This window comes from Lentzea flava (assembly GCF_014648475.1).
In the GTDB taxonomy this organism is placed as follows: domain Bacteria; phylum Actinomycetota; class Actinomycetes; order Mycobacteriales; family Pseudonocardiaceae; genus Lentzea; species Lentzea flava.
This window is the reverse complement of sequence record NZ_BMRE01000046.1, coordinates 49,197-75,814: the sequence shown is the minus strand read 5'-3', so window position 1 is coordinate 75,814 and position 26,618 is coordinate 49,197. Positions and strand designations below refer to the sequence as shown.

At 68.7% G+C, this 26,618-nt stretch carries 27 protein-coding genes; 16 read left to right on the top strand and 11 right to left on the bottom strand.

Annotated elements, in window-relative coordinates:
* Positions 1-80 precede the first annotated feature (80 nt).
* The 3 genes from IEZ09_RS35765 to IEZ09_RS35755 are packed head-to-tail and all read right to left on the bottom strand — an operon-like array spanning position 81 to position 1,389.
* Entirely contained in the window at positions 81-443 is a 363-nt protein-coding gene (locus tag IEZ09_RS35765; protein ID WP_189258244.1) for a VOC family protein, read from the bottom strand.
* Positions 440-808: an SgcJ/EcaC family oxidoreductase gene (locus tag IEZ09_RS35760; RefSeq protein ID WP_189258243.1), complete on the bottom strand. Its 369-nt coding sequence runs from the start codon at positions 806-808 to the stop codon at positions 440-442. The genes IEZ09_RS35765 and IEZ09_RS35760 overlap by 4 nt, the downstream gene beginning before the upstream one ends.
* Positions 805-1,389 carry an MPN domain-containing protein gene (locus IEZ09_RS35755; protein ID WP_189258242.1) on the bottom strand — a complete coding sequence of 195 codons (585 nt, stop codon included), beginning with the start codon at positions 1,387-1,389 and terminating at the stop codon, positions 805-807. The genes IEZ09_RS35760 and IEZ09_RS35755 overlap by 4 nt, the downstream gene beginning before the upstream one ends.
* A 63-nt stretch (positions 1,390-1,452) precedes the next feature.
* Between IEZ09_RS35755 and IEZ09_RS35750 the strand changes: the two genes are divergently transcribed.
* Positions 1,453-2,400 (top strand): LysR family transcriptional regulator, encoded by a 948-nt coding sequence (locus tag IEZ09_RS35750; protein ID WP_189258241.1) that lies wholly within the window; start codon positions 1,453-1,455, stop codon positions 2,398-2,400.
* Here the strand turns inward: IEZ09_RS35750 and IEZ09_RS35745 are convergent.
* Positions 2,397-3,557, bottom strand: a complete 1,161-nt coding sequence (locus IEZ09_RS35745) for a PQQ-dependent sugar dehydrogenase (RefSeq protein ID WP_229813260.1) — start codon at positions 3,555-3,557, stop codon at positions 2,397-2,399. The genes IEZ09_RS35750 and IEZ09_RS35745 overlap by 4 nt on opposite strands.
* 9 nt (positions 3,558-3,566) lie before the next feature.
* Entirely contained in the window at positions 3,567-4,469 is a 903-nt protein-coding gene (locus tag IEZ09_RS35740) for an alpha/beta fold hydrolase (RefSeq protein ID WP_229813259.1), read from the bottom strand.
* Between the two features lie 191 nt (positions 4,470-4,660).
* Here IEZ09_RS35740 and IEZ09_RS35735 point away from each other — a divergent pair, with 191 nt between their 5' ends.
* The 3 genes from IEZ09_RS35735 (at position 4,661) to IEZ09_RS35725 (ending at position 6,629) form a co-directional block, all read left to right on the top strand.
* Complete coding sequence (locus IEZ09_RS35735; RefSeq protein WP_189258239.1) at positions 4,661-5,575, top strand: 2-hydroxyacid dehydrogenase; 915 nt, start codon at positions 4,661-4,663, stop codon at positions 5,573-5,575.
* 80 nt (positions 5,576-5,655) lie between these two features.
* Positions 5,656-6,381, top strand: coding sequence for a DoxX family protein (locus IEZ09_RS35730; protein ID WP_229813258.1), 726 nt, complete (start codon positions 5,656-5,658; stop codon positions 6,379-6,381).
* 5 nt (positions 6,382-6,386) lie between these two features.
* Positions 6,387-6,629 (top strand): hypothetical protein, encoded by a 243-nt coding sequence (locus IEZ09_RS35725; protein ID WP_189258238.1) that lies wholly within the window; start codon positions 6,387-6,389, stop codon positions 6,627-6,629.
* On the opposite strand, the gene IEZ09_RS35720 is transcribed toward IEZ09_RS35725, so the two are convergent.
* Positions 6,626-7,396 (bottom strand): oxidoreductase, encoded by a 771-nt coding sequence (locus IEZ09_RS35720; RefSeq protein WP_189258237.1) that lies wholly within the window; start codon positions 7,394-7,396, stop codon positions 6,626-6,628. The genes IEZ09_RS35725 and IEZ09_RS35720 overlap by 4 nt on opposite strands.
* 85 nt (positions 7,397-7,481) lie before the next feature.
* Here IEZ09_RS35720 and IEZ09_RS35715 point away from each other — a divergent pair, with 85 nt between their 5' ends.
* On the top strand, positions 7,482-7,865 hold the full coding sequence (locus IEZ09_RS35715; protein ID WP_189258236.1) for a winged helix-turn-helix transcriptional regulator: 384 nt from the start codon (positions 7,482-7,484) through the stop codon (positions 7,863-7,865).
* Positions 7,866-7,926: 61 nt separating this feature from the next.
* Here the strand turns inward: IEZ09_RS35715 and ilvD are convergent, their stop codons facing one another.
* From ilvD to IEZ09_RS35700, 3 genes are all read right to left on the bottom strand, one after another.
* On the bottom strand, positions 7,927-9,771 hold the full coding sequence (gene ilvD / locus IEZ09_RS35710; protein WP_189258235.1) for a dihydroxy-acid dehydratase: 1,845 nt from the start codon (positions 9,769-9,771) through the stop codon (positions 7,927-7,929).
* Between the two features lie 77 nt (positions 9,772-9,848).
* The gene (locus IEZ09_RS35705; RefSeq protein ID WP_189258234.1) at positions 9,849-10,274 is read right to left on the bottom strand and encodes a vitamin K epoxide reductase family protein; all 426 of its coding nucleotides are present in this window, start codon (positions 10,272-10,274) and stop codon (positions 9,849-9,851) included.
* Positions 10,271-10,666, bottom strand: a complete 396-nt coding sequence (locus tag IEZ09_RS35700; RefSeq protein WP_189258233.1) for a PH domain-containing protein — start codon at positions 10,664-10,666, stop codon at positions 10,271-10,273. The genes IEZ09_RS35705 and IEZ09_RS35700 overlap by 4 nt, the downstream gene beginning before the upstream one ends.
* A gap of 231 nt (positions 10,667-10,897) precedes the next feature.
* Here IEZ09_RS35700 and IEZ09_RS35695 point away from each other — a divergent pair, with 231 nt between their 5' ends.
* The 4 genes from IEZ09_RS35695 to IEZ09_RS35680 all read left to right on the top strand — a co-directional run bounded on the left by IEZ09_RS35695 (position 10,898) and on the right by IEZ09_RS35680 (position 14,603).
* A complete protein-coding gene (locus IEZ09_RS35695) occupies positions 10,898-12,730 on the top strand; it encodes an acetolactate synthase large subunit (protein WP_189258232.1) in 1,833 nt (610 codons plus the stop codon).
* Positions 12,730-13,236, top strand: a complete 507-nt coding sequence (gene ilvN, locus IEZ09_RS35690; protein ID WP_030479767.1) for an acetolactate synthase small subunit — start codon at positions 12,730-12,732, stop codon at positions 13,234-13,236. The genes IEZ09_RS35695 and ilvN overlap by 1 nt, the downstream gene beginning before the upstream one ends.
* 21 nt (positions 13,237-13,257) lie before the next feature.
* Positions 13,258-14,271, top strand: a complete 1,014-nt coding sequence (ilvC, locus tag IEZ09_RS35685; protein ID WP_189258231.1) for a ketol-acid reductoisomerase — start codon at positions 13,258-13,260, stop codon at positions 14,269-14,271.
* A gap of 68 nt (positions 14,272-14,339) precedes the next feature.
* Complete coding sequence (locus tag IEZ09_RS35680; RefSeq protein ID WP_109634277.1) at positions 14,340-14,603, top strand: DUF397 domain-containing protein; 264 nt, start codon at positions 14,340-14,342, stop codon at positions 14,601-14,603.
* Between the two features lie 235 nt (positions 14,604-14,838).
* Here IEZ09_RS35680 and IEZ09_RS35675 read toward each other — a convergent pair whose 3' ends face one another.
* Entirely contained in the window at positions 14,839-15,789 is a 951-nt protein-coding gene (locus IEZ09_RS35675; protein WP_189258230.1) for a helix-turn-helix transcriptional regulator, read from the bottom strand.
* Positions 15,790-15,852: 63 nt separating this feature from the next.
* On the opposite strand from IEZ09_RS35675, the gene IEZ09_RS35670 reads away from it, so the two are divergent.
* From IEZ09_RS35670 to IEZ09_RS35655, 4 genes are all read left to right on the top strand, one after another.
* Positions 15,853-17,007 carry an epoxide hydrolase family protein gene (locus tag IEZ09_RS35670; protein WP_189258229.1) on the top strand — a complete coding sequence of 385 codons (1,155 nt, stop codon included), beginning with the start codon at positions 15,853-15,855 and terminating at the stop codon, positions 17,005-17,007.
* 180 nt (positions 17,008-17,187) lie between these two features.
* Positions 17,188-18,777, top strand: a complete 1,590-nt coding sequence (gene serA / locus IEZ09_RS35665; protein WP_189258228.1) for a phosphoglycerate dehydrogenase — start codon at positions 17,188-17,190, stop codon at positions 18,775-18,777.
* Positions 18,778-19,015: 238 nt separating this feature from the next.
* Complete coding sequence (locus tag IEZ09_RS35660; RefSeq protein ID WP_370467774.1) at positions 19,016-22,285, top strand: S8 family serine peptidase; 3,270 nt, start codon at positions 19,016-19,018, stop codon at positions 22,283-22,285.
* 277 nt (positions 22,286-22,562) lie between these two features.
* Complete coding sequence (locus IEZ09_RS35655) at positions 22,563-23,600, top strand: 3-isopropylmalate dehydrogenase (protein WP_189258226.1); 1,038 nt, start codon at positions 22,563-22,565, stop codon at positions 23,598-23,600.
* A 59-nt stretch (positions 23,601-23,659) separates the two neighbouring features.
* On the opposite strand, the gene IEZ09_RS35650 is transcribed toward IEZ09_RS35655, so the two are convergent.
* A complete protein-coding gene (locus IEZ09_RS35650; protein WP_189258225.1) occupies positions 23,660-24,079 on the bottom strand; it encodes a YciI family protein in 420 nt (139 codons plus the stop codon).
* 216 nt (positions 24,080-24,295) lie between these two features.
* Between IEZ09_RS35650 and IEZ09_RS35645 the strand changes: the two genes are divergently transcribed.
* The 3 genes from IEZ09_RS35645 to IEZ09_RS35635 are packed head-to-tail and all read left to right on the top strand — an operon-like array spanning position 24,296 to position 26,597.
* On the top strand, positions 24,296-24,679 hold the full coding sequence (locus IEZ09_RS35645) for an SseB family protein (RefSeq protein WP_189258224.1): 384 nt from the start codon (positions 24,296-24,298) through the stop codon (positions 24,677-24,679).
* Positions 24,676-25,188 carry a hypothetical protein gene (locus IEZ09_RS35640; protein ID WP_189258223.1) on the top strand — a complete coding sequence of 171 codons (513 nt, stop codon included), beginning with the start codon at positions 24,676-24,678 and terminating at the stop codon, positions 25,186-25,188. Before IEZ09_RS35645 ends, IEZ09_RS35640 begins: the two co-directional genes overlap by 4 nt.
* Entirely contained in the window at positions 25,185-26,597 is a 1,413-nt protein-coding gene (locus IEZ09_RS35635; protein WP_189258222.1) for a putative T7SS-secreted protein, read from the top strand. The genes IEZ09_RS35640 and IEZ09_RS35635 overlap by 4 nt, the downstream gene beginning before the upstream one ends.
* The last annotated feature ends 21 nt before the right edge of the window (positions 26,598-26,618 follow it).

The window sequence follows — 26,618 nt, the reverse complement described above, 5'->3', positions numbered from 1 at the left end:
CCGTGCCCATGTCAAAACCCAAGCGCCTCCTGGTTAAAACACCAGATCCACCTCAGGTGCACAAAAGCGCCGTTCATCGTCTAAGCGACGCCTGGGGGCAGGAAGCCGTGGGCCGAGAGGTCGAACCAGTTGCCCTCCGGGTCGATGGCCCGGTACTCGGCGAAGGGGCGGTCGCCGCCGCGGAGAGCGGGGCGGGGTTGCAGAGTGTCGAGGTAGGGCTCGACCGACTCGACGTGGAAGCCGAAGTGGTTGAAGCCCGCCGGCACGTCACCGTCGAGGCGCTGCTGGATCAGCGCCAGGTTGACGTACCCGTCGGTGACGAAGTGGCTGCCGTCGGGATCGGTGTGGAACAGCTCCATGCCGAACCGCGACGTGTAGAAGTCGGCCATCTTCTTCGGGTCCTGCACGACGAACGCGATGTGCCGCAACCTCGGCCTGCTCACGGGTTTCCCTTCGGGATCATGTTGTGGAACGCGGCGATCTCCCACACGCCGTCGCGCTGCACGACGACGGCCTGCGCGTGGGTGGTGATGCCCGCCGGGGTGATGGAAGACGTCACGTGCACGAGCGAGATGTCGGAGGACAGCGGCCTGATCAGGCTGATCTCCGCGGTCAGCTTGGTGTCGCGGTACGGCCCGGCGAACAGCCGCCCGTGGCCCTGGGCGACGGCCCGCCGCCCGAACAGCTCCTCGCCGCGCACGGTCACGAAGTCGACGTCCTGGGCAAAGACACTGGCGAACGCATCACCGTCGCCCTCAGCCCAGCCTCGTTCCATGCGTTGCCACAACGAATAGATCTGCTCGGTCATGAGTGGTTCATCCTCAACGGCAGGCGCAGGCACTCGGCGTCCCACGCGGCAAGCGAGTAGTAGAGGCCGCCGTGGCGGCGTTCGAGGTAGCAGACGACGTTCACGGGCCATCCGCTGTTGCGGAACATGTGCTCGTCCATCGGCGTCGGGTGGTCGCTCAACGGCCGGTCGCGCTCGCACTCCGGGCCGAGCCGGTGCCAGTCAGGGTGCAGGTGGATCGAGCCGAGCACGTCGAGGCCCCGCGCGTCCGCCGCCCGCGTGATCGTGAGCAGGTCGGCGGGGTCGAGCCACCACGCCCGCACCGGGTTCTCGTACGCGGTGCCGAACCGCGGCACGATCGTCGACGCGAACTCCTCCCGCGCCGACGGGTCGGTCAGCCGCGCGTTGCGGCCGAACGCGACCTCGGAGACCACGGCCTCGGTGCCGGCGCGGTGGCCGAGCAGCACCGCGAAACACGGTCTCGGTTCGTCCTCGGTGATGAACGAGTATTCGGCGGACGCGGCCTCGAGAAAGGTTTTCGCTGCGCGATCCGAAAACAGCACCGCATCGGTGCGCGTCGGGCGCTCGGCCAATTCCATCACGTCTCGGAACCTGGCGATTGCTGAGGGTGTCAGCCCTATTACATTCAGCGATAACATCGCCTTGTGCGTCTCGAAGTGCGGCATCTCGAACTCGTCGTGGCGATCGCCGACTGCGGCAGCCTTCGCAAGGCGGCCGCACGGCTGCACCTCACCCAGCCCGCGGTGACGACGCAGCTCAAACGCATCGAGGACCATCTGGGCGCCGCGTTGTTCCTGCGCACGGCCGACGGTGTCCGGCTCACCCCGACCGGCCAGGATTTCGTCGCGGAGGCGCGGTCGATGCTCACCCAGCTGGTCGCATTGGAACGCGTAACGCGCCGTAACGCGCAAAGCTCCAGCGCTCCCACCAGGCTCGCCGGAATACCCGCTTATCACTTCGGACTACTCGTGAGCGCCCTGAAGGACAACGTCACGAGTCGCACCATCAAGGAGACCGGGACGCTCACCGCGTTGCTCACGACGGGTGAACTCGACATCGCGGTGATGCGCCGATTTCCCGGTACTCCGTTGACACTGCCGCCGAACGTCGGACACCGGCTGCTCACCCGTGAGCCGCTGTTCGTCGGCGTGCCCGCGCACCACCCGTACGGCGGGGAGCCCGAGATCCCGCTCGAAGCGCTCGCCGGTGACAAGTGGGTCATGCCGGAGCCGGACGACAGCGGCATGAACGCCCACTTCGCCCGCGAGTGCGCCGCGGCCGGGTTCGAGCAGCGGATCGCGCACTTCAGCAGCGAGGCCCACGTGGCGCTGACGTTGATCAGGGAGTCCGGCGCGGTGTGCCCGCTCTACCCGGTCGGCGGCACCCCGTCCGGTGTCGCGCGGCTGCCGGTCAGGGGCAACCCGCTGGTCCGCGACGTCGTGCTGGCCTGGCGGCTCGACGCACCGGTCGCGCGGGACGTCGACGACCTGTGCGAGCAGGTCGCCGCCGGGTACCTGAAGCTGGTCGAGGAGAGCGAGGTCTACGCGCGGTGGTGGCGCGCGGGTGGAGAGGCCCTCGCGCTGGCCGGTTAGTCCTTGCCGGGGACCTGACCGTCTCGGACGATGATCGCGACCCTGTCGTCCGACGACACGGGCTGCCCACCGACCTTGTTGACCGTGCCGACCAGCGCGGACGCGTCGTTGAGCTGTTCCATGGGGCCGATCCTGCCGAAGCCGGAGCCGTCCTCGCCGCTGACGGTCGGTTTGCCGGTGAACGCACCCGCCGCGTTCATCGGCAGGTTCTGCGTGCCGGGCGTCTTCGCCGTCGCCACCCACAGCACGTCCGACAACGAGGCGCAGCCCATCACGCCAGGCCGGTCCGGCCACGTCCACGCCGCGTCGCCGAGCTTGCCCGGCGTGACGCGGTAGACGGCGTCGAAGTTCGCGGCCCAGTCCGTCACCCAGATCTTCTGCGCGTCCGCCGACACGCACAGGCCGCCGGGAAGTCGGAGGCCGGACGAGACGACGGGGCTGCCGCCCGTCGGGTTGCCCTGGGCGGGCTTGCCGGAGCCGTCGATGCGCAGCACCTTGCCCGCGAGCGAGTTCGGGTCGGCCGCCAGCGCCGGGTTGCCCGCGTCACCGGTGGCGACGAGGATCGCGCCCTTGCGGTCGCTGGCGAGCACTCCGCGGTTGCCGGAGGGGCCCTTCGGGATGCCGGTCAGGATCGGCTTGGGCGAGTCGCCGGGCGCGATGCGCAGCACCCGGTTGTCCGTCGCCGTCGTGACGTAGACGTACGCGAGCTGGTCCTCGGCGAACGTGGCCGACAGCGCGAGCCCGGTCAGCCCGCCGTCCGACGACGTGTCCACGTCGATCTGGGCGATGACCACGGGGTCGACGTCCTTGGTCACCTTGACCACGCGGCCGCCGCGTTCCGTCGCGTACGCCGCGACTCCGCCCTGGGCGTCCGCGCCGATCGGGGCGACGCCGGTGACGGTGTTGAGGCACGTGCCGATCACCGCGGGGTTGAAGTCCTTGCAGCCCTGCGGCGGCGGCACGCTCTGCGGCGGCTGGCCCTTGCCCTGGTCGCCGGGCGTCGGCCGGTACTCGCCCGGCAGCTCGGGACGCGGACCCGCCTGCGGGGTCAGCTGTGGTTGCGCGCTCCAGCTCGTCGGTGCCGGCTCGTCAGGAAAGCTCGCGCAGCCCCCTGCCAGCAGGCAGGCGGCGGTCAGCAGCACGACGGAACGAACCACGACTCCAGGCTAGGTGCGCGACCGTGAACCCGAAGTGAACGCCTCGGAGGTCGCGAATTCGACCGAACGCACCCGGTCCAGCAACAGGTCGAGCTCGGCGCTCACGGTCTCGGGCGCCTCCAGCGGCAGGTAATGGCTGCACGGCAACACCCTCAGCCGCGCCTGGGGCAGCGCACCGACGGCACCGGACATGCTCTCCGTTGTCGCCAGCAGGTCGTCACGCCCGGCCAGAAGTGTGATCGGGCACACGATCCGGCTGAGGTCCTGGCGCGGCGTCTCGCCCAGCGCGAGCGCCAGCGTGAAGTACCAGCGCCAGTCGTGCTGCAGGAACCGGCTGACGGCGCTGGTCACCGCCTCCGGGTCGCTGGTCGGCTTGATCACGCCGCTGTGCCGCAGCAGGAACGTCGTCAGGTCCGTCACCGGCATCCGGTGCAGCACCTCGTCCAGCACGGGACCGGCCTGCTGCAGCAGTTTCGTGCCGGTCAGCCCGACGAGCCGGCGGACGTTCCTGGGCAGCAACGGCAGCATGGCGTCGAACGAGTCGCCCGGCGCCCCCGCGACGAGCAGCAGGCCAGCCACCCGTTCCGGATGCCGCAACGCCAGCTCGGCCGCGATCGTCACGCCCATCGACCAGCCCATGACGACGCACCGCTCGATGCCCGCGTCGTCGAGCACGGCGATCGCGTCCGACACGTGGTCGTCCAACGAGATGTTGCGCTCGTCGACGGGCCTGTCCGACCCCATCGTGCCGCGCATGTACCAGCTGATCAGCCCGCCGCGTTCGTTGACGGACGGCCACGACTCGGGGCCGACGCCCACGCCGGGACAGAGCAGAACAGGTGTGCCGTCACCGTCCGCCCGCCACGTTCGGATCTTCGTGCCGTCCCAGGAGATGACGTCGTGCTCCCGCATGTGCGCCATTCTGTCGTACTGCCGTGGTCGTCGGCCTTTACCCCGTATTCGGCGCTCAGACGGGTGCATCGTGGTGCCGGACCCAGGTCCTCATCCTGGTCGGCTGTGGGCCTGGGTCCGGTGCCCCGAGGCGCCCTGCTGAGCGTCGAAGACGCGGTGAAGGTCGGCGGCCACGGCAGTATGTTTGGCTGGTGACGCTCACCGTGCTCGTGCCAGATGATTTCGGAGTCCAGGCGCTGTCTCAGGTGGACGGTGTCCGGCCGGTTCGCTACGTGCCGGGGGAGCCGCTGCCCGCCGAGGCCGCGGACGCCGAGGTCCTGGTCCCCAAGTTCCTCGCCGGCACCGATCCCCGCGACGTGTTCGCGCAGTTGCCGAAGCTGAAGCTCGTGCAGTTGCTGAGCGCGGGCGCGGAGAACTTCGTCGGCCGGGTGCCGGACGGTGTGATGCTCTCCACCTGCCGGGGCGCGCACGGTGGCAGCACCGCGGAGTGGGCCGTCGGCGCGTTGCTGGCGATATACCGAGACTTCCTCGTTTTCGAACGGGCCCGCGTCGAGGGCCGCTGGGACTACCACCTGACGGACACCTTGCAGGACAAGAAGGTTCTGATCGTCGGCGCCGGTGATCTCGGCGAGCAGCTGAAGCGCCGCCTCGAACCGTTCGACGCGACGGCCGTGCTGGTCGGCCGCACCGCCCGTGACGGTGTGCACGGCGTGGACGAGCTGCCGTCGCTGCTGCCGGAGTTCGACGCGGTGGTGATCTTCACGCCGATGACCGAGGAGACCAGGCACCTCGTCGACGCCAAGTTCCTGGCCGCGATGAAGGACAACGCGATCCTGGTCAACGGCGCCCGCGGCCCGGTCGTCGACACCGACGCGTTGCTCGCGGAGCTCAATTCCGGGCGACTGCGCGCGGCCCTGGACGTGACCGACCCCGAACCGCTGCCCGCGGATCATCCACTGTGGACGGCGCCGGGCCTGCTGCTCACCCCGCACGTCGCCGGGAGCTGCACGGGACACGCCCAGCGCGCCTACGCCGTCGTCGCCGCGGAGGTCGCTCGTTACGCCGCGGGTGAGCGTCCGCGCAACCTGGTGAACGGCGCTTACTAGGGAGCCCCTAGTCCATTAGGGTGAACCTAAGCTGCCGTTCGGATCTCGCGCGCCCGTACCGGGTCTCCTAGCGTGCGGGCGTGGCTACTCACGACAAAGGCTCGACCACCTCGAGCGCTTTCTCCGACGACTCGTTCTACTCGAGCAGCGGAGGGGGAGTGCACCACTTCGACGACAGCACCACGAGAGTCGGTGCCGGGTCGCCGTACGACTCCACGACGAAGGCGTTCGACACCCCGACGGGCTACACGCCGCTGGACAAGTCCACTGTGGACGACTCGGTCGACGACCCGTTCGAGGACGACCGCAAGAAGTTCGGCTGGACCGCCGGGCCCGACCTCGGCCTGCTCGGGCTGCGTGCCGTGCTCGGAGGCATCTTCGTCCTGCACGGCCTGCAGAAGGTCTTCGGCCTCTTCGGCGGTCCCGGCATCAACGGCTTCGCGCAGTCGCTCGAGAAGATGGGCTACCGCGAGTCGGTCGTCCTCGCCTGGGTCACCGGCATCACGGAGCTCGCGGGCGGTGGCCTGCTCGTGCTGGGTCTCTTCACGCCGCTGGCCGCCGCAGGCCTGCTCGCCGTGATGGCCAACGTCATCGCGCTGAAGTACAAGGGCGGCTTCTTCGGCCCCAACGGCGTGGAGCTGGAGCTGGCGCTCGCGGGCATGGCGTTCGCGGCGCTGTTCGCAGGACCCGGCCGGGCCGCGCTGGACTACAACCGCAGCTGGTTCCGCCACCCGGTGGCGGCCGGTTTCATCGCACTCCTGCTCGGAGCGGGTGGTGCGGCGGTGACGTTCTTCGTGTTCCGATAACCCCTGTGCGGAAGAACCTGACGGGAGCACTGCTCCAGCTCGCCCTGCTGGTGATCGGGATTCCGATCGTGTACCTGGTGGCGTTCCCGTTCGGTCTCACCGCGAAGTCCCTGCTACCGCCGCTCGGCCTGCTCGCGGGACTGGTCGTCAGCGGCATCATGGTCAAGAGAACGAGCCAGCCCGTCAGCGGACCGCTGACGGGCTGGCTCGTGTTCAGCGCCTGTCTGGCGCTCGCGTTCGTTCTTTAGAGCCCGGCGATGTTCTCGCGCAGATGTGCCACCGACGACGTGCCGGGGATGAGCAGGATGTTCGGTGACCGCTGCAGCAACCAGGCCAGCGCGGCGGACCTCGGCGCCTGAAGCGGTGTGAAGCCCCCGAGCGGGAAGAACGGCACGTACGCGATCCCCTCGGCCGCCAGGCGATCGATGAGCTCGTCGTCGTGGCGGTGGGCGAGGTTGTACATGTTCTGCACGCTCACGATCGGCGCGATGCGCTGCGCCTCGGCGACCTGGTCCGCCAGAGCGTTGCTGACCCCGAGATGGCGAATCAGGCCCTCCTGCTGGAGTTCCACGAGAGCCCCGAACGCTTCGGCGATCGATCCGGGCTGAGGACCCGTCGCGTCGCCGAGCCGGAGGTAGACCAGATCGAGCACGTCGAGTCCGAGGGACTTCAGGTTGTCGTGGACCTGACGGCGCAGGTCTTCCGGCCTGCGCGCCACCGGCCAGCCGCCCTCCGCGTCGCGGGTCGCGCCCACCTTGGTCGCGATGCGCAGCGACTCGGGATAGGGGTGCAACGCCTCGCGGATCAGCTCGTTGGTGATGCGCGGACCGTAGGCGTCACTGGTGTCGATGTGGGTGATTCCGAGATCGACGGCTTCGCGCAGGACTTTCAGGGCACCGTCGCGATCGGCGGGCGGCCCCATCACCCTGGGGCCGGTCAGTTGCATCGCGCCGTAGCCGAACCGGGAGACGGTCAGGTCGCCCAGGGTCCAGGTGCCGCCAGGAAGAGTGTTCATGCGCACTAGCCTTGGAGAGGAACTTCCTGTTGGGAAGTAGGCACTCAGAAGTGCGTAACCCGCCCACGGGTGAGAGGTGTGGTCAGTGGCTACGAAGAACGCGGCCCAGAAGAGGGCACAGGCCAAGGTGGAGTACAACGCGTTCCTGGCGGGCTGCCCGAGCCGGCAGCTGCTGGACCGGATCTCGGACAAGTGGGTCGTGCTGGTCCTCTGCGCGCTCGGCGGAGGTCCGATGCGGTACTCCGAGCTCGCCAGGACGCTGGCCGGGGTGAGCCAGAAAATGCTGACCCAGACGCTGAGGTCGCTGGAACACGACGGCCTGCTCACCCGCACGGTGACGCCGACCGTCCCCGTCACCGTCTCCTACGAGCTGACCGACCTCGGCCTGTCGCTGCACCAGCTGACCCAGGGCCTCAGGACCTGGGCGCAGACACACATGGACGAGGTCCTCGCGAACCGCTCACGATGAACGGCGCTTTTGTGCACCCCAGGTGCACAAAAGCGCCGTTCATCGACCTTCAGGGCGGGTTTTAGCGGTTGGGGTCGCGCACGGCGCCCGTGGAGGCGTCCGTTGCCATCCGCGCGTACGCCCGCAGCGCGCCCGTGACCGGCCGGACGCGGTCCACCGGCTGCCACGGCCGTTCCGACGCCTCCATCTTGGCGCGCCGCTCGGCCAGCACCTCGTCGTCCACCAGCAGCTCCAGCCGCCGCTCGTGCACGTCGATCAGGATCCGGTCGCCGTTCTCGACGAGGCCGATCGTGCCGCCGCCCGCCGCCTCCGGCGAGATGTGCCCGATCGACAGGCCCGACGAGCCACCGGAGAAGCGGCCGTCCGTGATCAGCGCGCACTTCTTGCCGAGGCCGGAGCCCTTGAGGAACGCGGTGGGGTGCAGCATCTCCTGCATGCCGGGGCCGCCTGCCGGGCCCTCGTAGCGCACGACCAGCACCTCGCCCGCCTGGATCTCCTTGTTCAGGATCACCGAGACGGCCTGCTCCTGGGACTCGACGACACGCGCCGGACCCTCGAAGTGCCACAGCTCCTCGTCGATGCCGGCGGCCTTGATGATCGCGCCGCGCTCGGCGAGGTTGCCGCGCAGCACGGCCAGGCCGCCGTCACGGGTGTAGGCGTGCTCGAAGTCGCGGATGCAGCCCTTGGCGGCGTCGGTGTCCAAAGAGGACCAGCGGTTCGACGTCGAGAACGCCTCGGTGGTGCGGACACCGCCGGGCGCGGCGTGGAACAGCTCGATCGCTTCCGGCGACGGCGACGCACCGCGGATGTCCCACTTCGCGAGCCACGACGCCAGGTCGGGCGAGTGGACGGAGTGCACGTCGCGGTTGAGCAGGCCCGCGCGGTCCAGTTCGCCCAGCAGCGCGGGGATTCCGCCGGCCCGGTGCACGTCCTCCATGTGGTAGTCGGAGTTCGGCGACACCTTGGACAGGCACGGCACGCGGCGGGACAGGTCGTCGATGTCCTGCAGCGTGAAGTCGATCTCGCCCTCCTGCGCGGCGGCGAGGATGTGCAGCACGGTGTTCGTCGAGCCGCCCATGGCCATGTCGAGCGCCATCGCGTTCTCGAACGCCTTGCGGTTCGCGATCGAGCGCGGCAGCACGGACTCGTCGTCCTCGCCGTACCAGCGCCTGCACAGCTCCACGATCACGCGACCGGCCTCGGAGAACAGCTCGCGGCGCGCGGCGTGGGTCGCGAGCGTCGATCCGTTGCCCGGCAAGGACAAACCAAGCGCCTCGGTGAGGCAGTTCATCGAGTTCGCGGTGAACATGCCGGAGCACGAACCGCACGTCGGGCACGCGGAGCGCTCGACCTCGGTCAGGCCCTCCTCGTTCACGGCGGGAGATGCGGACGCGGCGATCGCGGTGATGAGGTCGGTCGGCGCGACGGCGACGCCCTCGACGACGACGGCCTTGCCCGCCTCCATCGGCCCGCCGGACACGAACACGACGGGGATGTTGAGCCGCATCGCCGCGTTCAGCATGCCGGGGGTGATCTTGTCGCAGTTCGAGATGCAGACGATCGCGTCGGCCTGGTGCGCGTTGACCATGTACTCGACGGAGTCGGCGATGATCTCGCGGCTGGGCAGCGAGTAGAGCATCCCGCTGTGGCCCATGGCGATGCCGTCGTCGACCGCGATGGTGTGGAACTCGCGCGGCACGCCACCCGCCTCGCGCACCGCCTCGGCCACGATGTCGCCGAGATCCCGCAGGTGCACGTGACCCGGCACGAACTGCGTGTAGGAGTTGGCGATCGCGATGATCGGCTTGCCGAAGTCGCCGTCGGTCATGCCGGTCGCGCGCCAGAGAGCGCGGGCACCGGCTGCGTTGCGGCCGTGCGTGGTGGTGCGAGAGCGGAGCTGAGGCACTGCTCCTCCAGATTCAGTTCAAGAAAAAAGCGCGCGGGACGGCCGGGTGAGGCGTCCACCAGTCTGGGAGCGGTGCCTCAAAGGTTACTCGGGCGCAGACTCGCCGAGACCAGCAGACAGGCCAGCGCGAGCGTGATGACGTGCACAGCGGTGCACCACAGGCAGATCTTGCCGATCAGCAGGAACTCGGCCGCCACCAGGTAGACGACCATCAGGACGCCGACGCCGATCGCGCCGAGCCGCACCCACTTGAGCGCCTCGATCCGCCACGCGAACGGGAGGCAGATCACCGTCAGGAACGCGAAGAACGCCAGTCCGAGGAACGCGACGGGGATGCCGAAGAGCTCCGACTGCTCGCTCGTGGTCACGGTCTCGCAGTCGACGACCGCGTCGGCAGAGCACAGCAGCGCGCTCGCGTTGAAGTGCGTGTACGTCAGATAAGCCGAGGTCAGCAGGCCTGCGATGGACAGCAGCAGGCTCAGCAGCGGAACTCGTTGGATCACTGCTCCGACTCTACGGATTCCTCCGTGATGGTCGGGTCAGGAACACGCCCGCCGCTGACCACGGACAACGCCGGCAGGTGCATGAACCGCACGGCGGGCAGCGTCACCTCGGTGTCGTCCGTCCGCACCGCCTTGAGCCAGCCCTTCTGGACCAGCCGGATGGACTTCACCTCGTCCCACTTCACGGTGGTCGAGCCGAACAGCCCGCGGGCGACGAGCTCCTCCTCCGTCACGGTGGTGCGGTTGCGGACGACCCAGTACGCGTACCCGAGCGGCAGGACGTAGAGCGCTTGCAGCCCCGGAATGGCCCACGCCACAGGAGTGACGCAGATGGCGATCAGACCCGCCGCGAGCAGGGCCGTTGCCGGGATGCGAAAGACCAGCTTCTTCACTCGAAGGATTGTTCCACGTCCACGATCCGGGAATCCTGTCTCGCAGAGTTGACGCACTCTTGCGCGGGGCGATAACGTCCGGTCCATGCAGCGCACGCTCGTTCTCGTACTTCTCAGGCGCGTCGACGCCTGAGCCGAACAGCCTGCGTCGACGCGCGACCCTCGCACGACCCAACTTCTGGGTTGTCGAGGGTTTTTTCGTGTCCGGACCCCGATACCCACGAGGCAATGATGACCAGCGCACCATCGCGACAGGCTCCCGAGCCCACGTCGCCACGTCCAGGTCCGCGGCCCAAACCGGCCCCGCCGACGGGCGCACCGATTCGTGTAACCGGTGCTCAGTCGCTCGTCCGCTCACTCGAGGCGGTCGGCTGCGAAGTGGTCTTCGGCATTCCCGGCGGGACGATCCTTCCCGCGTACGACCCGCTGCTGGACTCCACGAAGGTCCGGCACATCCTGGTCCGCCACGAGCAGGGCGCAGGACACGCGGCGACCGGATACGCGCAGGCCACCGGCAAGGTCGGGGTCTGCATGGCGACCTCGGGACCGGGTGCGACGAACCTCGTCACCCCGCTCGCGGACGCGAACATGGACTCCGTGCCCGTCGTCGCGATCACCGGCCAGCAGACGCGGCCGCTGATCGGCACGGACGCCTTCCAGGAGGCGGACATCTGCGGCATCACGATGCCGATCACCAAGCACAACATGCTCGTGACCGACCCGGCGGAGATCCCGAGGGCGATCGCGGAGGCGTTCCACATCGCGGCGACCGGCCGACCCGGCCCTGTCCTCGTCGACATCCCCAAGGACGTGCTGCAGGAGACCACGAGCTTCTCCTGGCCGCCCGACCTGCGCCTGCCCGGTTACCGGCCGACGACCCGGCCGCACGGCAAGCAGGTGCGCGAAGCAGCCAAGCTGATCGTCAGCGCGCGCAAGCCCGTGCTGTACGTGGGCGGCGGCGTCATCAAGGCGGACGCGTCCGCCGAGCTGCTGCGCCTGGCAGAGGACACCGGCATCCCGGTCGTCACCACGCTGATGGCACGCGGGGCGTTCCCCGACTCGCACCAGCAGCACCTCGGCATGCCCGGCATGCACGGCACCGTCGCGGCCGTCGCGGCGATGCAGAAGTCGGACCTGCTGATCGCGCTGGGCGCCCGGTTCGACGACCGCGTCACGGGCCAGCTGGGCTCGTTCGCCCCCGACGCGCAGATCATCCACGCCGACATCGACCCGGCCGAGATCTCCAAGAACCGCCGCGCGGACGTCCCGATCGTGGGCGACTGCAAGGAGATCATCACCGAGCTGATCGACGCGGTCCGCACCGAGCGCGAGACGGCCAAGAAGGTCGACCTCACGCCGTGGTGGGACACGCTGAACTCGCTGCGGGAGACGTTCCCGCTCGGCTACGACTGGCCGGAGGACGGCACGCTGTCCCCGCAGTACGTGATCGAGCGGATCGGCGCGCTGTCGCCGTCCGACACGATCTACACCGCGGGCGTCGGCCAGCACCAGATGTGGGCAGCGCAGTTCGTGAAGTACGAGCAGCCGCGCACGTGGATCAACTCCGGCGGCCTCGGCACGATGGGCTTCGCCGTCCCCGCCGCGATGGGCATCGCGGCAGGCGTGCCCGGCCGCACGGTGTGGGCCATCGACGGCGACGGCTGCTTCCAGATGACCAACCAGGAGCTCGCCACCTGCGCCATCGAGAACCTGCCCGTCAAGATCGCCGTCATCAACAACGGCAACCTGGGCATGGTCCGCCAGTGGCAGACCCTGTTCTACGGTGAGCGGTACTCCAACACGGACCTGGGCACGCACAAGCACCGCATCCCGGACTTCAAGCTCCTGGCGGAGGCGCTCGGCTGCGTCGGCCTGCGGGCCGAGTCGCGCGAGGAGGTGGACGAGGTGATCGCGAAGGCGCTGGAGATCAACGACCGGCCGGTCGTGGTCGACTTCGTCGTCGGCAAGGACGCCCAGGTGTGGCCCATGGTCGCGGCGGGCACCGGCAACTCCGAGATCATGGCCGCCCGCGGCATCCGCCCCCTGTTCGACGAGGATCTGTGATGACCAGGCACACGCTGAGCGTTTTGGTCGAGGACAAGCCCGGTGTGCTCGCGCGCGTCGCCGGCCTGTTCTCCCGCCGCGGCTTCAACATCGAGTCGCTCGCGGTCGGCCGCACCGAGTACCCCGACATCTCCCGCATGACCATCGTGGTCTCGGTCGACGAGCTGCCGCTGGAGCAGGTGACCAAGCAGCTCAACAAACTCATCAACGTCATCAAGATCGTCGAGCTGGAGCCGTCCGCTTCCGTTCAGCGACAGCTGGTGTTGATCAAGGTTCGCGCCGACGCCACGGTGCGTTCGCAGGTTTTGGAAACTGTTCAGCTCTTCCGCGCGAAGGTCGTCGACGTGTCGCCGGAGGCGGTCACGATCGAGGCGACCGGCACGTCTGAGAAGCTCGACGCGTTGTTGCGCATGCTGGAGCCCTACGGGCTTCGCGAGATCGTCCAGTCCGGCATGGTCGCCATCGGCCGTGGCGCTCGTTCCATCACCGCCACCGCGGTTCGTTAATTCAAGAGATAGGAAGTAACTGTGAGCGTCGAGATCTTCTACGACGACGATGCCGACCTGAGCATCATCCAGGGCCGCAAGGTGGCCGTGATCGGCTACGGCAGCCAGGGCCACGCCCACGCCCTGTCGCTGCGCGACTCCGGCGTCGAGGTCCGCATCGGCCTGCAGGAGGGCTCCAGGTCCCGCGCCAAGGCCGAGGAGGAGGGCCTGGAGGTCGGCACGCCGTCCGAGGTCTCCGCGTGGGCCGACGTGATCATGATCCTGGCGCCGGACACCGCCCAGCGCCACATCTACGCGAACGAGATCGCGGCGAACCTGAAGGAGGGCGACGCGCTCTTCTTCGGCCACGGCTTCAACATCCGCTACGGCCTGATCACCGCACCGTCCGGTGTGGACGTCGCCATGGTCGCCCCGAAGGGCCCCGGCCACCTGGTCCGCCGCCAGTTCGTCGACGGCAAGGGCGTGCCCGCTCTGATCGCGGTCGAGCAGGACGCGTCCGGCAACGCGCAGGCCCTGGCGCTCTCGTACGCCAAGGGCATCGGCGGCACCCGCGCCGGCGTCATCAAGACGACGTTCAAGGAAGAGACCGAGACGGACCTCTTCGGCGAGCAGGCCGTCCTGTGCGGTGGCGCTTCCGCTCTCGTCCAGGCGGGCTTCGAGGTGCTGACCGAGGCGGGCTACGCCCCCGAGGTCGCGTACTTCGAGTGCCTGCACGAGCTGAAGCTGATCGTCGACCTCATGTACGAGGGCGGCATCGCCCGCATGCGCTACTCGATCTCCGACACCGCCGAGTACGGCGACCTGACCCGCGGCCCGCGCGTCATCACCGCGTCGGTCAAGGAGGAGATGAAGAAGATCCTGGGCGAGATCCAGGACGGCACCTTCGCCAACGAGTGGGTCAGCGAGGACGACAACGGCCGCGCCAACTACAAGAAGCTGCAGCAGGAGGGTGAGAACCACCCGATCGAGGCAACCGGCAAGAAGCTCCGCGACATGATGTCGTGGGTCGACCGGCCGATCACCGAGACCGCCTGAGCTTTTCCCCAGGGAGGCCCGTGGAGCGTGTGTGACGCTCCGCGGGCCTTTCCGCTAACTTCTGGCGCATGACCGAAAGTGCGCCGATCTACGACGACAAGGCCCACGTGCGCGGCAACCTGGACCTCCGCAACGCGGAGTGGAAGCGCCCGCCGGAGCCGGAACCGGAAGACGGCCACGTCGAGATCGCCTTCGTCCCGCACACCGACGGCGCCACCTACGTCGCCATGCGCAACTCCAAGCAGCTGGAGCCGGTCCTCGTCTTCACCATGGCCGAGTGGGACGCTTTCGTGGCGGGTGCCAAAGATGGCGAGTTCGACGAGCCCTGGTAGGCGCCACGAGATCGGTGAACCGGCTGCGTGACCTCGGTCCGCGGCCGTCCGGTGAGGCGAGACGGTCAGCGCGGCGCCGTGCCCCGGTGGCTTCGACCAGCGCTCTCACCGCCGCGAGCTTCTCCGCGTCGAGGCGGGGGAGCTGCTGCTGCGCTTTCCTGAGTTCTGTCAGGCACCCCATGCGCGGAAGCTAGCAAGGCGCAGGCGTTGCGGTCAGCCGGTTTTCGCGGCCGTACTACCCGGTCGCGGCGGCGAAGAGCGCCGCCAGCGCCCTGATGTGCTCGACGAGCTCAGGGGGTTCGTGCACCTGGAACGCGAAACCCTTGCCCGCCACGTAAACGGCCAGTTCGTCCAGCGAGTTGGACCCGGCGCGCAACGTGCAGCTGTGCTCGTCGATCGGTTCCAGCGTCGCGGTGGTGGGGGCGATCCGCTCCGCCGCGGTCTCGATGCCGACGTGCAGGGTGAACCTGGCCTGATAGCGGTAGGACGAGGTGGAGATCGCCCGCGAGGTGTAGCCGCTCAGATCGGGGTCCGGTGGGGTGCGCGGGGTGAACCGGGGCCCCGTGGGCGTGCGCGGGTGGAGGCGGTCCACCCGGTAGGTGCGCCAGTCCTGGCGGTCGACGTCCCATCCGACGAGGTACCAGCGACGGCCGGAGTGCACCAGCCGATGCGGCTCGGTCGTGCGCACGCTGCCGGTTCCGTCGTGCGAGCGGTAGTCGAAGCGCAGGCGCAGCGAGTCGCGGCAGGCGGCCGCGATGGCGGTGAGCGTGCTCGGGTCGACAGTGGGACCGGCGTTGCTCATCGGCACCGTCACCGACTGCAGGGCGTTGATCCGGTGCCGCAACCGGGACGGCAGCACCTGCTCGACCTTGGCCAGTGCCCGCACCGAGGTTTCTTCGATACCGGTGATCGAGCCGCCTGCCGCCGTGCGCAGACCCATCGCGACCGCCACGGCCTCGTCGTCGTCGAGCAGCAACGGCGGCAGGTCCGCACCGGCGCCCAACCGGTAGCCGGCGGTGCCCGCGGTCGCGTGCACGGGATAACCGAGTTCCCGCAACCGGTCTATGTCACGACGCACGGTGCGCGGGGTGACCTCCAGTCGTTCCGCCAGCTCGGCGCCTGACCAGTCGCGCCGGGCCTGCAGGAGGGAGAGCAGTCGCAGCAGCCGTGCCGAGGTTTCCCGCATGGTTCCAAGCCTGCCACTCGGTTAGGACCGAACCTGACCTAACCGGCTCATAGCGTTGCCGGCATGGAGCACAACACCGAGATCCGGCCCTTCACCATCGACGTTCCCCAGGCCGACCTGGACGACCTGAGGGACCGGCTCGCCAGGACCCGGTGGGCCGCGGACCTGCCCGGCGCCGGCTGGAGCCGCGGCGTGCCGGTGAGCTACCTCAGGGAACTGGCCGAGTACTGGCGCGACGGCTACGACTGGCGCGTGCACGAGAAGGAGCTGAACTCCTACCAGCAGTTCACCACCGAGATCGACGGCCAGAACATCCACTTCCTGCACGTGCGCTCGCCGGAACCGGACGCGCTGCCGCTGCTCCTGATCCACGGCTGGCCGGGCTCGGTCGTGGAGTTCCTCAACGTCATCGGCCCGCTGACCGACCCGAGGGCGCACGGTGGCGACCCCGCGCACGCCTTCCACCTGGTGATCCCGTCGAACCCCGGCACGGGGTTCTCCGGGCAGACCCGCGAGGTCGGGTGGGACACCAACCGGGTGACCAGGGCGTACGGCGAGCTGATGCAGCGGCTAGGTTACGACCGCTACGGCGTTCAGGGCGGTGACACCGGCGCGGTCGTCGGCCCCGGCCTCGGCCGGCTCCACCCCGACCGGGTCGTGGGCGTGCACGCGAACGGGCTCTCCGCGTTCACCGAGATCAGCCAGGAGGAGGCGGCCGGGCTGACCGAGACGGAGCGAGCGCGGCTCGCGCACCTGTCGTACCTGAAGACCGAGGGAGCCGGTTACGTGATGATCCAGATCACCCGGCCGCAGACCCTGGCGCACGGGCTGCACGACTCCCCGGTCGGACAGCTGGCCTGGATCGTGGAGAAGTTCAAGGAGTGGACCGATCCCGCGGCAGAGCTGCCGGAGGACGCGGTGGACAGGGACCTGTTGCTCACCAACGTGATGCTGTACTGGTTGACCGGCACCGCCGGGTCGTCCGCCAACAGCTACTACGAGACGGCGCACGCCGGGGCCTGGGGCGCGGGCGAGCGTTCCGCGGTGCCGACCGGGGTCGCGGTGTTCCCCCTGGACGTGTCGATCAGGCACGCGCTGGAACGCGAGCACAACATCGTGCACTGGTCGGAGTTCGACCGCGGCGGGCACTTCGCCGCCATGGAGGCCCCGGATCTGCTCGTGGGCGACGTCCGCGAGTTCTTCGCCGGGCTGCGCTGACACCGGCCGTCTCACCCCTCAGGACACCGCAGTGACCTGAGCCACCCGCCACCGGCCCGGACAACCGCCCTGTCTATGCTCGTTAACAGTCCGGACACATTGCGGTGCCCGGTCGGCGCGGGCCAGCCGCCCCCGACCACGCCCGCGCCCCACGATCCGACCGTTCTGGGAGCGATGTCCGTGACCAACACGAGCCGACCTGTTGTCCTCATCGCCGAGAAGCTCGCACCGTCCGTCCTGGACGCGCTCGGCGACGGTGTGGAAGTGCGCCATGTAGACGGCACCGACCGTGCGGCCCTCCTCGAGGCCGTGCAGGACGCGGACGCCCTGCTCGTCAGGTCCGCCACCAAGGTCGACGCCGAGGTCTTCGCCGCCACCCGCAAGCTCAAGGTCGTGGCGCGCGCGGGTGTGGGCCTGGACAACGTCGAGGTGCCGGCGGCCACCGCCAACGGTGTGATGGTCGTCAACGCGCCCACGTCCAACATCGTCAGCGCCGCCGAGCACGCCGTCGCGCTGCTCCTGAGCGTCGCGCGGCAGATTCCGGCCGCCCACGAGACGCTGCAGAACCACGAGTGGAAGCGCAGCAAGTTCAACGGTGTCGAGATCAACGGCAAGACGGTCGGTGTCGTCGGCCTCGGCAAGATCGGGCAGCTGTTCGCGCAGCGCATCGCCGCGTTCGGGACGCACCTGATCGCGTACGACCCCTACGTGTCCGCCCAGCGGGCCGCTCAGCTCGGCATCGAGCTCGTCAGCCTCGAAGAGCTCCTGGAGAGGTCCGACTTCATCAGCATCCACCTGCCGAAGACCCCGGAGACCAAGGGGCTCATCGGTGCGGAGCAGCTCGCCAAGGCCAAGCGGGGCGTCATCATCGTCAACGCCGCGCGCGGTGGCCTCATCGACGAGGAAGCGCTCGCCGAGGCGGTGAAGGAGGGGCAGGTCGGCGGCGCCGGTGTCGACGTCTTCTCCACCGAGCCGACGACCGAGAACCCGCTCTTCAACGTTCCTGGCATCGTCGTCACGCCGCACCTCGGCGCCAGCACCACCGAGGCCCAGGACCGCGCGGGCACGGACGTCGCGAAGAGCGTCATCCTCGCGCTCGCCGGTGACTTCGTGCCGGACGCCGTCAACGTCCAGGGTGGCGCGGTCGGCGAGGAGGTGCGGCCGTACCTGCCGCTCGTGCAGAAGCTCGGCACCGTCCTCAGTGCACTGTCGCCGAAGGCCCCGACCAGCGTCACGGTCGAGGTGCGCGGCGAACTGTCCAATGAGGACGTCGAGGTGCTGCCGCTCGCGGCTCTGCGCGGTGTCTTCTCCAGCGTCGTCGAGTCGCAGGTGACGTTCGTCAACGCCCCGCAGCTCGCCGCGGACCTCGGCGTGAACGTCGACGTGGTCAAGGAGACCGAGAGCCCGAACCACCGCAGCCTCGTCACGGTCAAGGCCGTGCACGCGGACGGCACGACCAACAGCGTTTCCGGCACCGTCAGCGGTATCGCTCAGGTCGAGAAGCTGGTGAACATCAACGGCCGCAACTTCGACCTCAGGGCCGAAGGAACCGTGCTGCTGCTGGAGTACCCGGATCGTCCGGGTGTCATGGGCACGGTCGGCACGCTGCTCGGCGAGGCCGGCGTGAACATCGAGGCCGCGCAGATCAGTCAGACCGGTGCGGACGCCGTCATGGTGCTGCGGGTGGACCGGCCCGTCGACACCGCCGTGCTCGACCCGATCGGTGCCGCCGTGGGCGCGCGCACCGTGCGGAGTGTCGACTTCGGATAGTCACGACAAACCGGGAAGGGGACGGCAAAGTCCCCTTCCCGGCTACAGCTCTTCACAACGAACGCGTAACAGGCAACCGTCTGTAGGCAAACTTCATACTTTCGGGGCAGTCGCAACGACGCCTTAACGATTAGGTTCCCCACGAGGTTGACCCGGTGCCGTAGAGGGCGCGGCACTGTGTATTCGGGTCGAAAGCACACACCTCGTTTGGGGCAACGTTGTGAAGAGACGATCAAGTCTGGTGGTGTTCTCTGCCATCACCACACTGCTGATCGCACCTGCCACGGCTCAGGCGCAGAGCGAACCGCTCGCTCAGCCGGTCAAGGGTGCGCACAAGCTGGACGCGAAGGCGTTGCAGCTCAAGGTTTCTCCTCGATTGAACCAGTCCGGCCAGGTCACCGCGTTCGTCGCGCTGGACCGCAAGCCTGCCGTCGACGCCTTCGAGGAGAAGAAGCCGCAGGGCAAGGAAGTCGCCAAGCAGGCGGCCAAGCAGGCGAAGAACGACGTGTCGGCCACGGTCGATCAGGTCGTCGGCGAGCTCAAGTCCAAGGACACCGCCACCAAGGAGCTCTTCCGCACCTCCAACGGCGTCCCCGGCGTGGTCGTGACGGCGGAGGCCGCGAAGGTCCGTGAGCTGGCGAACCGCTCGGACGTCACCGCGGTGTACCCGGTCGTGCCGAAGAAGCGCACGAACTCCAACGCGGTGCAGCTCACCCGGACGCTCAACGTCTGGCAGCAGTACGGCAAGCTCGGCGACGACGTCCGCGTCGGCATCATCGACACCGGCGTCGACTACACGCACGCGAACTTCGGCGGCCCCGGCACGGTCGAGGCGTTCAAGGCCGTCAACCCGCGCGCGAAGGACCCGAACTTCCCGACCGCCAAGGTCGTCGGCGGGTACGACTTCGTCGGCGAGGACTACGACGGGGCCAGCAAGGACCCGGCGATCAACACGCCGAAGCCCGACCCGAACCCCATCGACTGCAACGGCCACGGCTCGCACGTCGCCGGCACCACCGCCGGTTTCGGTGAGAACGCCGACGGCAGCACTTTCAAGGGCGACTACACGAAGCTCGACGCCGACAAGCTCAACGCGATGAAGATCGGCCCCGGCACCGCGCCGAAGGCCCTCATCTACGCGCTGAAGGTCTTCGGCTGCGACGGCTCGACCAACGTCACCTCGCAGGCGCTCGACTGGTCGCTCGACCCCGACGGTGACGGCGACTTCTCCGACCACCTCGACGTGGTCAACCTGTCGCTCGGCTCCGACTACGGCGCCCCGGACGACCCCGACAGCCTCTTCGTGAAGAAGCTGTACAAGGTCGGCGTCATGCCGGTCTTCTCCGCGGGCAACGGCGGCGACCTGTACGACATCGGCGGTTCGCCGGGCAACACGCCCGAGGCGCTGACGGTGGCGTCGACGCGCGACTCGTTCGTGCTGCGCGACGGTGCCGAGGCCAACGGCGTGGCGAAGCCCGGTCAGTACAGCCAGAACTTCACCGGCTACCTGGGCTACGACAAGACCAGGGACGTCGTGAAGCTCACCCAGGCCGGCAACCTCGACGGCTGCCAGCCGATCACCCAGAACCTCGCGGGCAAGTTCGTGTGGCTGGAGTGGGACGACAACGACGCGACGCGGCGTTGTGGTTCGGGTGGCCGCACGAACAACGCGCAGGCCGCCGGTGCCGAGGGCGTCGTGCTTTCGTCCACTTTGAACAACTTCAACGCGGGCATCGCTGGCAACGCGACCATCCCGGTGTTCCAGTTCACCGGTGACGCCACCAACCAGGTGCGTCCGCTGCTGGACGCGGGCACGCTGAAGGTCCGTCTCGCTGGCGTTCTGCGCACGACGGTGCCGACCTACGACCAGTCCATTTCGGACACGCCGAGTTCGTTCACCAGCCGCGGCACCCGCAACGGCTCGATCAAGCCGGACGTCGCTGCGCCCGGTGACACGATCTCGTCGACCGCCGTCGGTTCCGGCAACGACCGCATGGTGATCTCCGGTACGTCGATGGCGTCCCCGCACGTCGCCGGCATCGCGGCCCTGGTGCGCCAGACGCACCCGGACTGGTCGCTGGAAGAGGTCAAGGCCGCGATCATGAACACCGCGGGTGCGGACGTGAAGGAGAACGGCAAGACCTTCGCTCCCAACCGCGTCGGCACCGGCCGCGTGGACGGCAAGGCCGCGATCGACAACCAGGTCCTGGCCTACGTCGAGGACGACCCCGGCTACGTGAGCGCCAACTTCGGCGTCGTCGAGGTCTCCAAGCCGGTCTCGAAGACCAAGACCATCAAGATCGTCAACAAGTCCACGAAGTCCGTGGAGTACAAGGTCGGCTACACCGCCGCCACGTCGATCCCCGGCGTGAGCTACGTGCTCTCGCAGGACAAGGTGAAGCTGAGCCCGCGCGGCGTCGCGCGCGTCAAGGTCACCCTGAAGATCGACGACCCGAAGGCGCTGCGCAAGACGGTCGACTCGACCGTCGCCCCGACGCAGCTCGACACCCCGCGCCAGTTCCTCGCGGACGCCTCCGGCCGCGTGACGCTCACGCCGACCGCGGGTGCCACGGTGCCGCTGCGCCTGTCGGTGTACTCGGCGCCGAAGCCGGTGGCGGACATCAACACCGCCTCCAGCCTCAAGTTCCGCGGCAAGGACACGCAGGCGATCCTCAACCTGACCGGCCGCGGCGTCGACCAGGGCACGGGCTCGCAGGCGTACCGCTCGCTGATCAGCGTTCTCGAGCTGCAGGCCCAGTCGCCGAAGCTGCGCGACTGCCGCCGCAACGTCACCGAGAACTGCGCGCTCAACGAGACCGCCAAGGGCGGCGACCTGCGCTACGTCGGCGCGGCCTCGACGGCCCCGCTCGCCAAGGCCCAGGGCAAGCCGGAGGAGGCGCTGCTCGCGTTCGGCATCGCGACGTGGGGCAACTGGTACAACCTCGGCGTCAACACCGTTCCGTTCATCGACATCGACACGAACGGCGACGGCACCGCGGACTTCGAGACCTACGCGTCGCGGCTGACCGACACCGACCTGCTGGTCGCCACGACGGTCAACCTCAAGACCGGCGAGACCGTGGACATCCAGGCGGTCAACGGCCTGTTCGGCGACGTCGACACCAACACCGCCGACACCAACGTCGCGGTCCTGCCGGTGCTCCTCACGGCGCTCGGCATCGACCCGGCGAAGGACACCGCGCGCATCTCGTACGTCGCCGGCACCACCGGCTACTACGTGGCGCCGGGCAACGCGAACGGCCTGATCGACGTGATCGACCGCAACCTGTCCTACGACCCGCTCAAGCCGGGTCTGTGGGTGCAGGGCGGCGGCGACGCGGCGCTGTCGTACCTCGCCAAGCCGGGCACCGCGCTCGTGGTGAACAAGGACGAGGCCGCGCTGAAGGCCGACAAGTCCGACGGCCTGCTTGTGCTCAACCACCACAACGCGGGCGGCGACCGCGCGTCGGTCGTCCTGGTGCGGTCGAGCGGACGCGGGTCCTACTAGGTCCGACGTTTGATCGATGAAGGGCTCCTTCCTCCACGTGACGTGGAGGAAGGAGCCCTTCATCGTTGTAAGCAGGGGTGTCACCCCTTGACGCGACACCGTTCCTGCGATCGAGTGACACCCGAAAGTGCGGAATGGGCCGTGTGGGTGTCCCGCAGTACGGGAGAGAACACCCCGAAGGGGTGTCCGGCATGCGGCGAGTGGCCGTGATGCCGGTAGCCTTTCGCGAAGGAAAGTAGTCCCACTAATTGGGGACGGACACCTGGGAGGTGTGTGGATGCGGCTCGCAGTGATCCCAGGAGACGGGATCGGGCCCGAGGTCATCGCTGAGGCCCTGAAGGTGCTCGGCGAGGTCGTTCCGGCGGCCGAAATCACTCGCTACGACCTCGGCGCGGCGCGCTGGCACGCCACGGGAGAGTTGTTGCCCGAGTCGGTGCTGGGTGAGCTTCGCCAGCACGACGCGATCCTGCTCGGCGCGGTGGGCGACCCGTCGGTGCCGAGCGGAATTCTGGAGCGCGGGCTGCTGCTGCGGCTGCGCTTCGAACTCGACCACCACGTGAACCTCCGCCCCGCGCGTCTCTACCCCGGCGTCCGCAGCCCGCTCGCGGACCCGCCGGAGATCGACATGGTGGTGGTCCGCGAGGGCACCGAGGGCCCGTACGCGGGCAACGGCGGTCTGCTCCGCAAGGACACCCCGCACGAGATCGCGACCGAGGTCTCGCTCAACACGTCGTTCGGCGTCGAGCGTGTCGTCCGTGACGCGTTCGCGCGCGCGTCGGCCCGCACGCGTCGCCATCTGACGCTGGTGCACAAGACGAACGTCCTCACGCACGCCGGCTCGTTGTGGTCGCGCGTCGTGGAGGAGGTCTCCCTGCAGCACCCGGACGTGACCGTGGCGTACCAGCACGTCGACGCGGCCACGATCCACATGGTCACCGACCCGGGCCGCTACGACGTGATCGTGACGGACAACCTGTTCGGCGACATCCTGACCGACCTCGCCGCCGCCGTCACGGGTGGCATCGGCCTGGCCGCGTCGGGAAACCTGGACGTGACGCGCCGCAACCCGTCGATGTTCGAGCCCGTGCACGGCTCGGCACCGGACATCGCGGGCCAGGGCATCGCGGACCCGACCGCGGCCGTGCTGTCCGTGGCGCTGCTGCTCGACCACCTCGGCGAGCACGAGGCGTCCCGCCGGATCGAGGCCTCCGTGGCGTTCGACCTGGCGACGCGCGACCACCAGTCGCCGGGCGCGACCTACGCCATCGGCGACAGGCTCGCGGCGCTCGTGTCGTCGAACGTCCGCACGGGCTGATTCAGGCGTTTTGAAGCCCCGGCCGGGACGTTCCGGCCGGGGCTTCGGCGTCCGGGCGCTCAGAGCTGGCCGTTGGCCTCGCGCCAGGCCCGCTCCTTCTTGATCCACTCGTTGTCCTGGGGGAACTCGTCGATCGTCGGGATGCGGCGGATCTCGGTCTTGAACCCGGCACCCCTGATCGGCGCGCGCTTCGCCCACTCGACCGCCTCCTCCTTCGAGGCGACGTTGATGATGTAGAAGCCGTTGAACAGCTCCTTGGCCTCGCCGTACGGGCCGTCGGTGACGATCGGCGGTTCGGCGGAGAAGTCGACGACGACGCCCTGGTTCGGGTCGTCCAGGCCCTCGGCGGCCAGCAGCACGCCCGCGCGGATCATCTCCTCGTTGAACGCGCCGGTGAGCTCGAGCATCTTGTCGAAGTCGACGTCACCCAGGTTCGCCCAGGCCTCGTCGGTGGCGCGCCAGATCAGCATGAACTTCATGGTGTGTCTCCCGGTGTCTGCGGGGCCGCCTCAGCCCCTCGGCATCCACAGGTCGAACGGCCCGCGCACCGGATCGACACGACCTCCGAACTTTTTTCGAAGATCTTTTCGAGGTGACGCGAGCCTCAGTCGGGCGCATCCGGCGGACACGGACGGTGAGACCTCGGTAACCTTCCGCTTCGCCGATCTGGGGGGATTGGCTCGAACGGGAGAGGCATGCACGAGGAAAACGAGGCGGTGGCGCACGCGCGGCGCTACCGCGAAGGTGGGGGAAACCCGGAGGCGTTCCTGAAGGCCTTCCGGCAGAGCACGGTCTACCTGCAGCGGATCGACCCGCTGTCGTTGCCCGTCATCACGATCGAAGGACTGAGCTGGCTCGCCGCCTTCTCCAGTCCCGAACTGCTGAAGCGGCATCTGGAGGCCAGGAACGAGAGCGTCGACGTCGGCTACCTCGCGGTCACCGGCGAACGGCTGCTCGACCACTACCTGCCCGCGTTGCCCAGGCGGACCGGTGTCGTGTTCGACAACGGTGCCGAGCACATGATGACCCTGCCGCCGGTGCGCGGGGTCGTCGCCGACGAACTGGCGGTGGACGCGTGACCGGGTTCGGCGTCGACCTCGGCGCGATGGGGCAGGCGATCAAGGGCATCAACGACACCGTCGCCGCGCTCAAGGAGATCGCGCCCGACGGCGGGCATCTCGCGTCCGCCGCGAGCAGCTTCGGGTTCATCTGCCCCGACGAGGACGAGTGCGGTGACGAGGCGCTCGCCGAGGCGTTCAGCGAGTTCTTCGAGCGGTGGCGGTGGGGTCTGCGGCACCTGGTGAAGGAAGGCACGGCGATGGTGTCCGCGCTCACCGACACCAAGAGCGTGTACGAGGAGGCCGAGGACACGGCGAAGAAGGCGTTCCAGCTCCTCATCGGCAACCCGCACGCCCACAGCGATCCGACGAAGCAGTCCTGGATGGAGCTGCACGAGTCCCTGCAGCCGACGTCGGTCGGGCAGGAGTGGGACAAGGCCACCAAGGGCATGGACGACGCGTGGAACTCGTCCGTGAAGGACGTGCTGGGCGAGGAGACCTCGTTCAAGAAGGCCGGTGATCGTGCGTGAGCCTCTTCGGCCGCAGTGAGCTCGGTGAGACCGACGACCCGACCGAGCTGGTTCCCGGCAGCGTCGCCACCCTGGAGGAGACGGCGAACGGGTTGCGCAAGCTCTCGAACGCCTGCCAGGAGGCGTACGCCGGTGTGTCCAAACTGGACGTCGGCCACTGGACGGGAGAAGCGGCGGAGAAGTTCGGCAGCTACTTCTCCCAGGAGACGCCGAAGTGGCGCGACGCCGCCGAGGCGTTCGGACCGGTCGTGGACGCGTTGACGACGTACAAGGGCGCGGTCGAACGCGCCCAGCGCGAGGCCGCTGAGGCGATCCGCGTCTACAACGAGGCCAAGGCCGAGACGAAGGCCGCCGAGAAGCAGTACGAGGCCGTGGCGGCGCAGCACCAGAAGGCGGCGATGGACGCCGTCTTCAACGGCGACGCCGCACCGGGGCCGCTCGCCCCGTTCAGCGATCCGGGCAAGGCCAAGCGGGAGATGGCCGAGCGGATCCTCGCCGACGCGCGGAAAGCGTTGCGGGAGGCGGCCGCGCAGACCGCGTCGGTGGTCACCAGGGCGAAGGACAAGGCGCCGGAGGAACCGGGCTTCCTGTCCAAGTTCGCCGCCACGTTCGAGGACATGGTCGAGCAGACCTCCAACCAGATCGGGTCCTTCAACGACGGCCTGACCAAGTCCGCGGTCAACCTGGTGCAGCTGCTCAGGGCGGGCAACCCGCTCGACCCGTACAACATCTCCCACCCCGGCGAGTACGCGGCCAACATGATGAAGCAGGCCTCCGGGATGGTGCACATGGTCACGCACCCGACCGAGGCCCTGAAGGGCATCCTCAACTTCGAGGAGTGGAAGAAGGACCCGTTCTCCGCGCTGGGACAGCTGACCGGCGACATCGCCATCGGCATCGCGACCGACGGCGCGGGCCTGGTCGGCTCGGCGGAGAAGGCGATCGCCCGCGAGGCGGCGGAGGTGGCGGCGCGGGAAGCGACCGAGCAGGCGGCCACTCAGCTCGGCAAGCACCTCGACGACGGCTCTCCACCGTGGCTCCGCGAGGGCTACGAGCCGCCGTCGCACACGCCGGACTACACCAACCCGCACCCTGACGAGCCGTTCGGTCCGCAGAAGACAGATCTGGACGATCTTCCTTCGCACGACCGGGATCCGGATGCGCCGGAGCACCGCGAGCCCGACCCGCCCGCCGAGGAACCGAAACGCGAGCCGGACGAGCAACCGAAGGTCAGAGAGCCGGAAGACCTTCCGCAACCCGCTCGCAGCGAGTACTTCCGGCTGCAGGACTCGGTCGCCCGGATGCAGGACATGTTGCCGCAGCTGCCGCCCTGGGAGCAGAAAGCGGTGTGGGAATCGATCAACGAACAGAGGCAGATGATGCGCGACATCATGGCCAAACACGCCTGACGTCACGGCGATTCTTGAGGA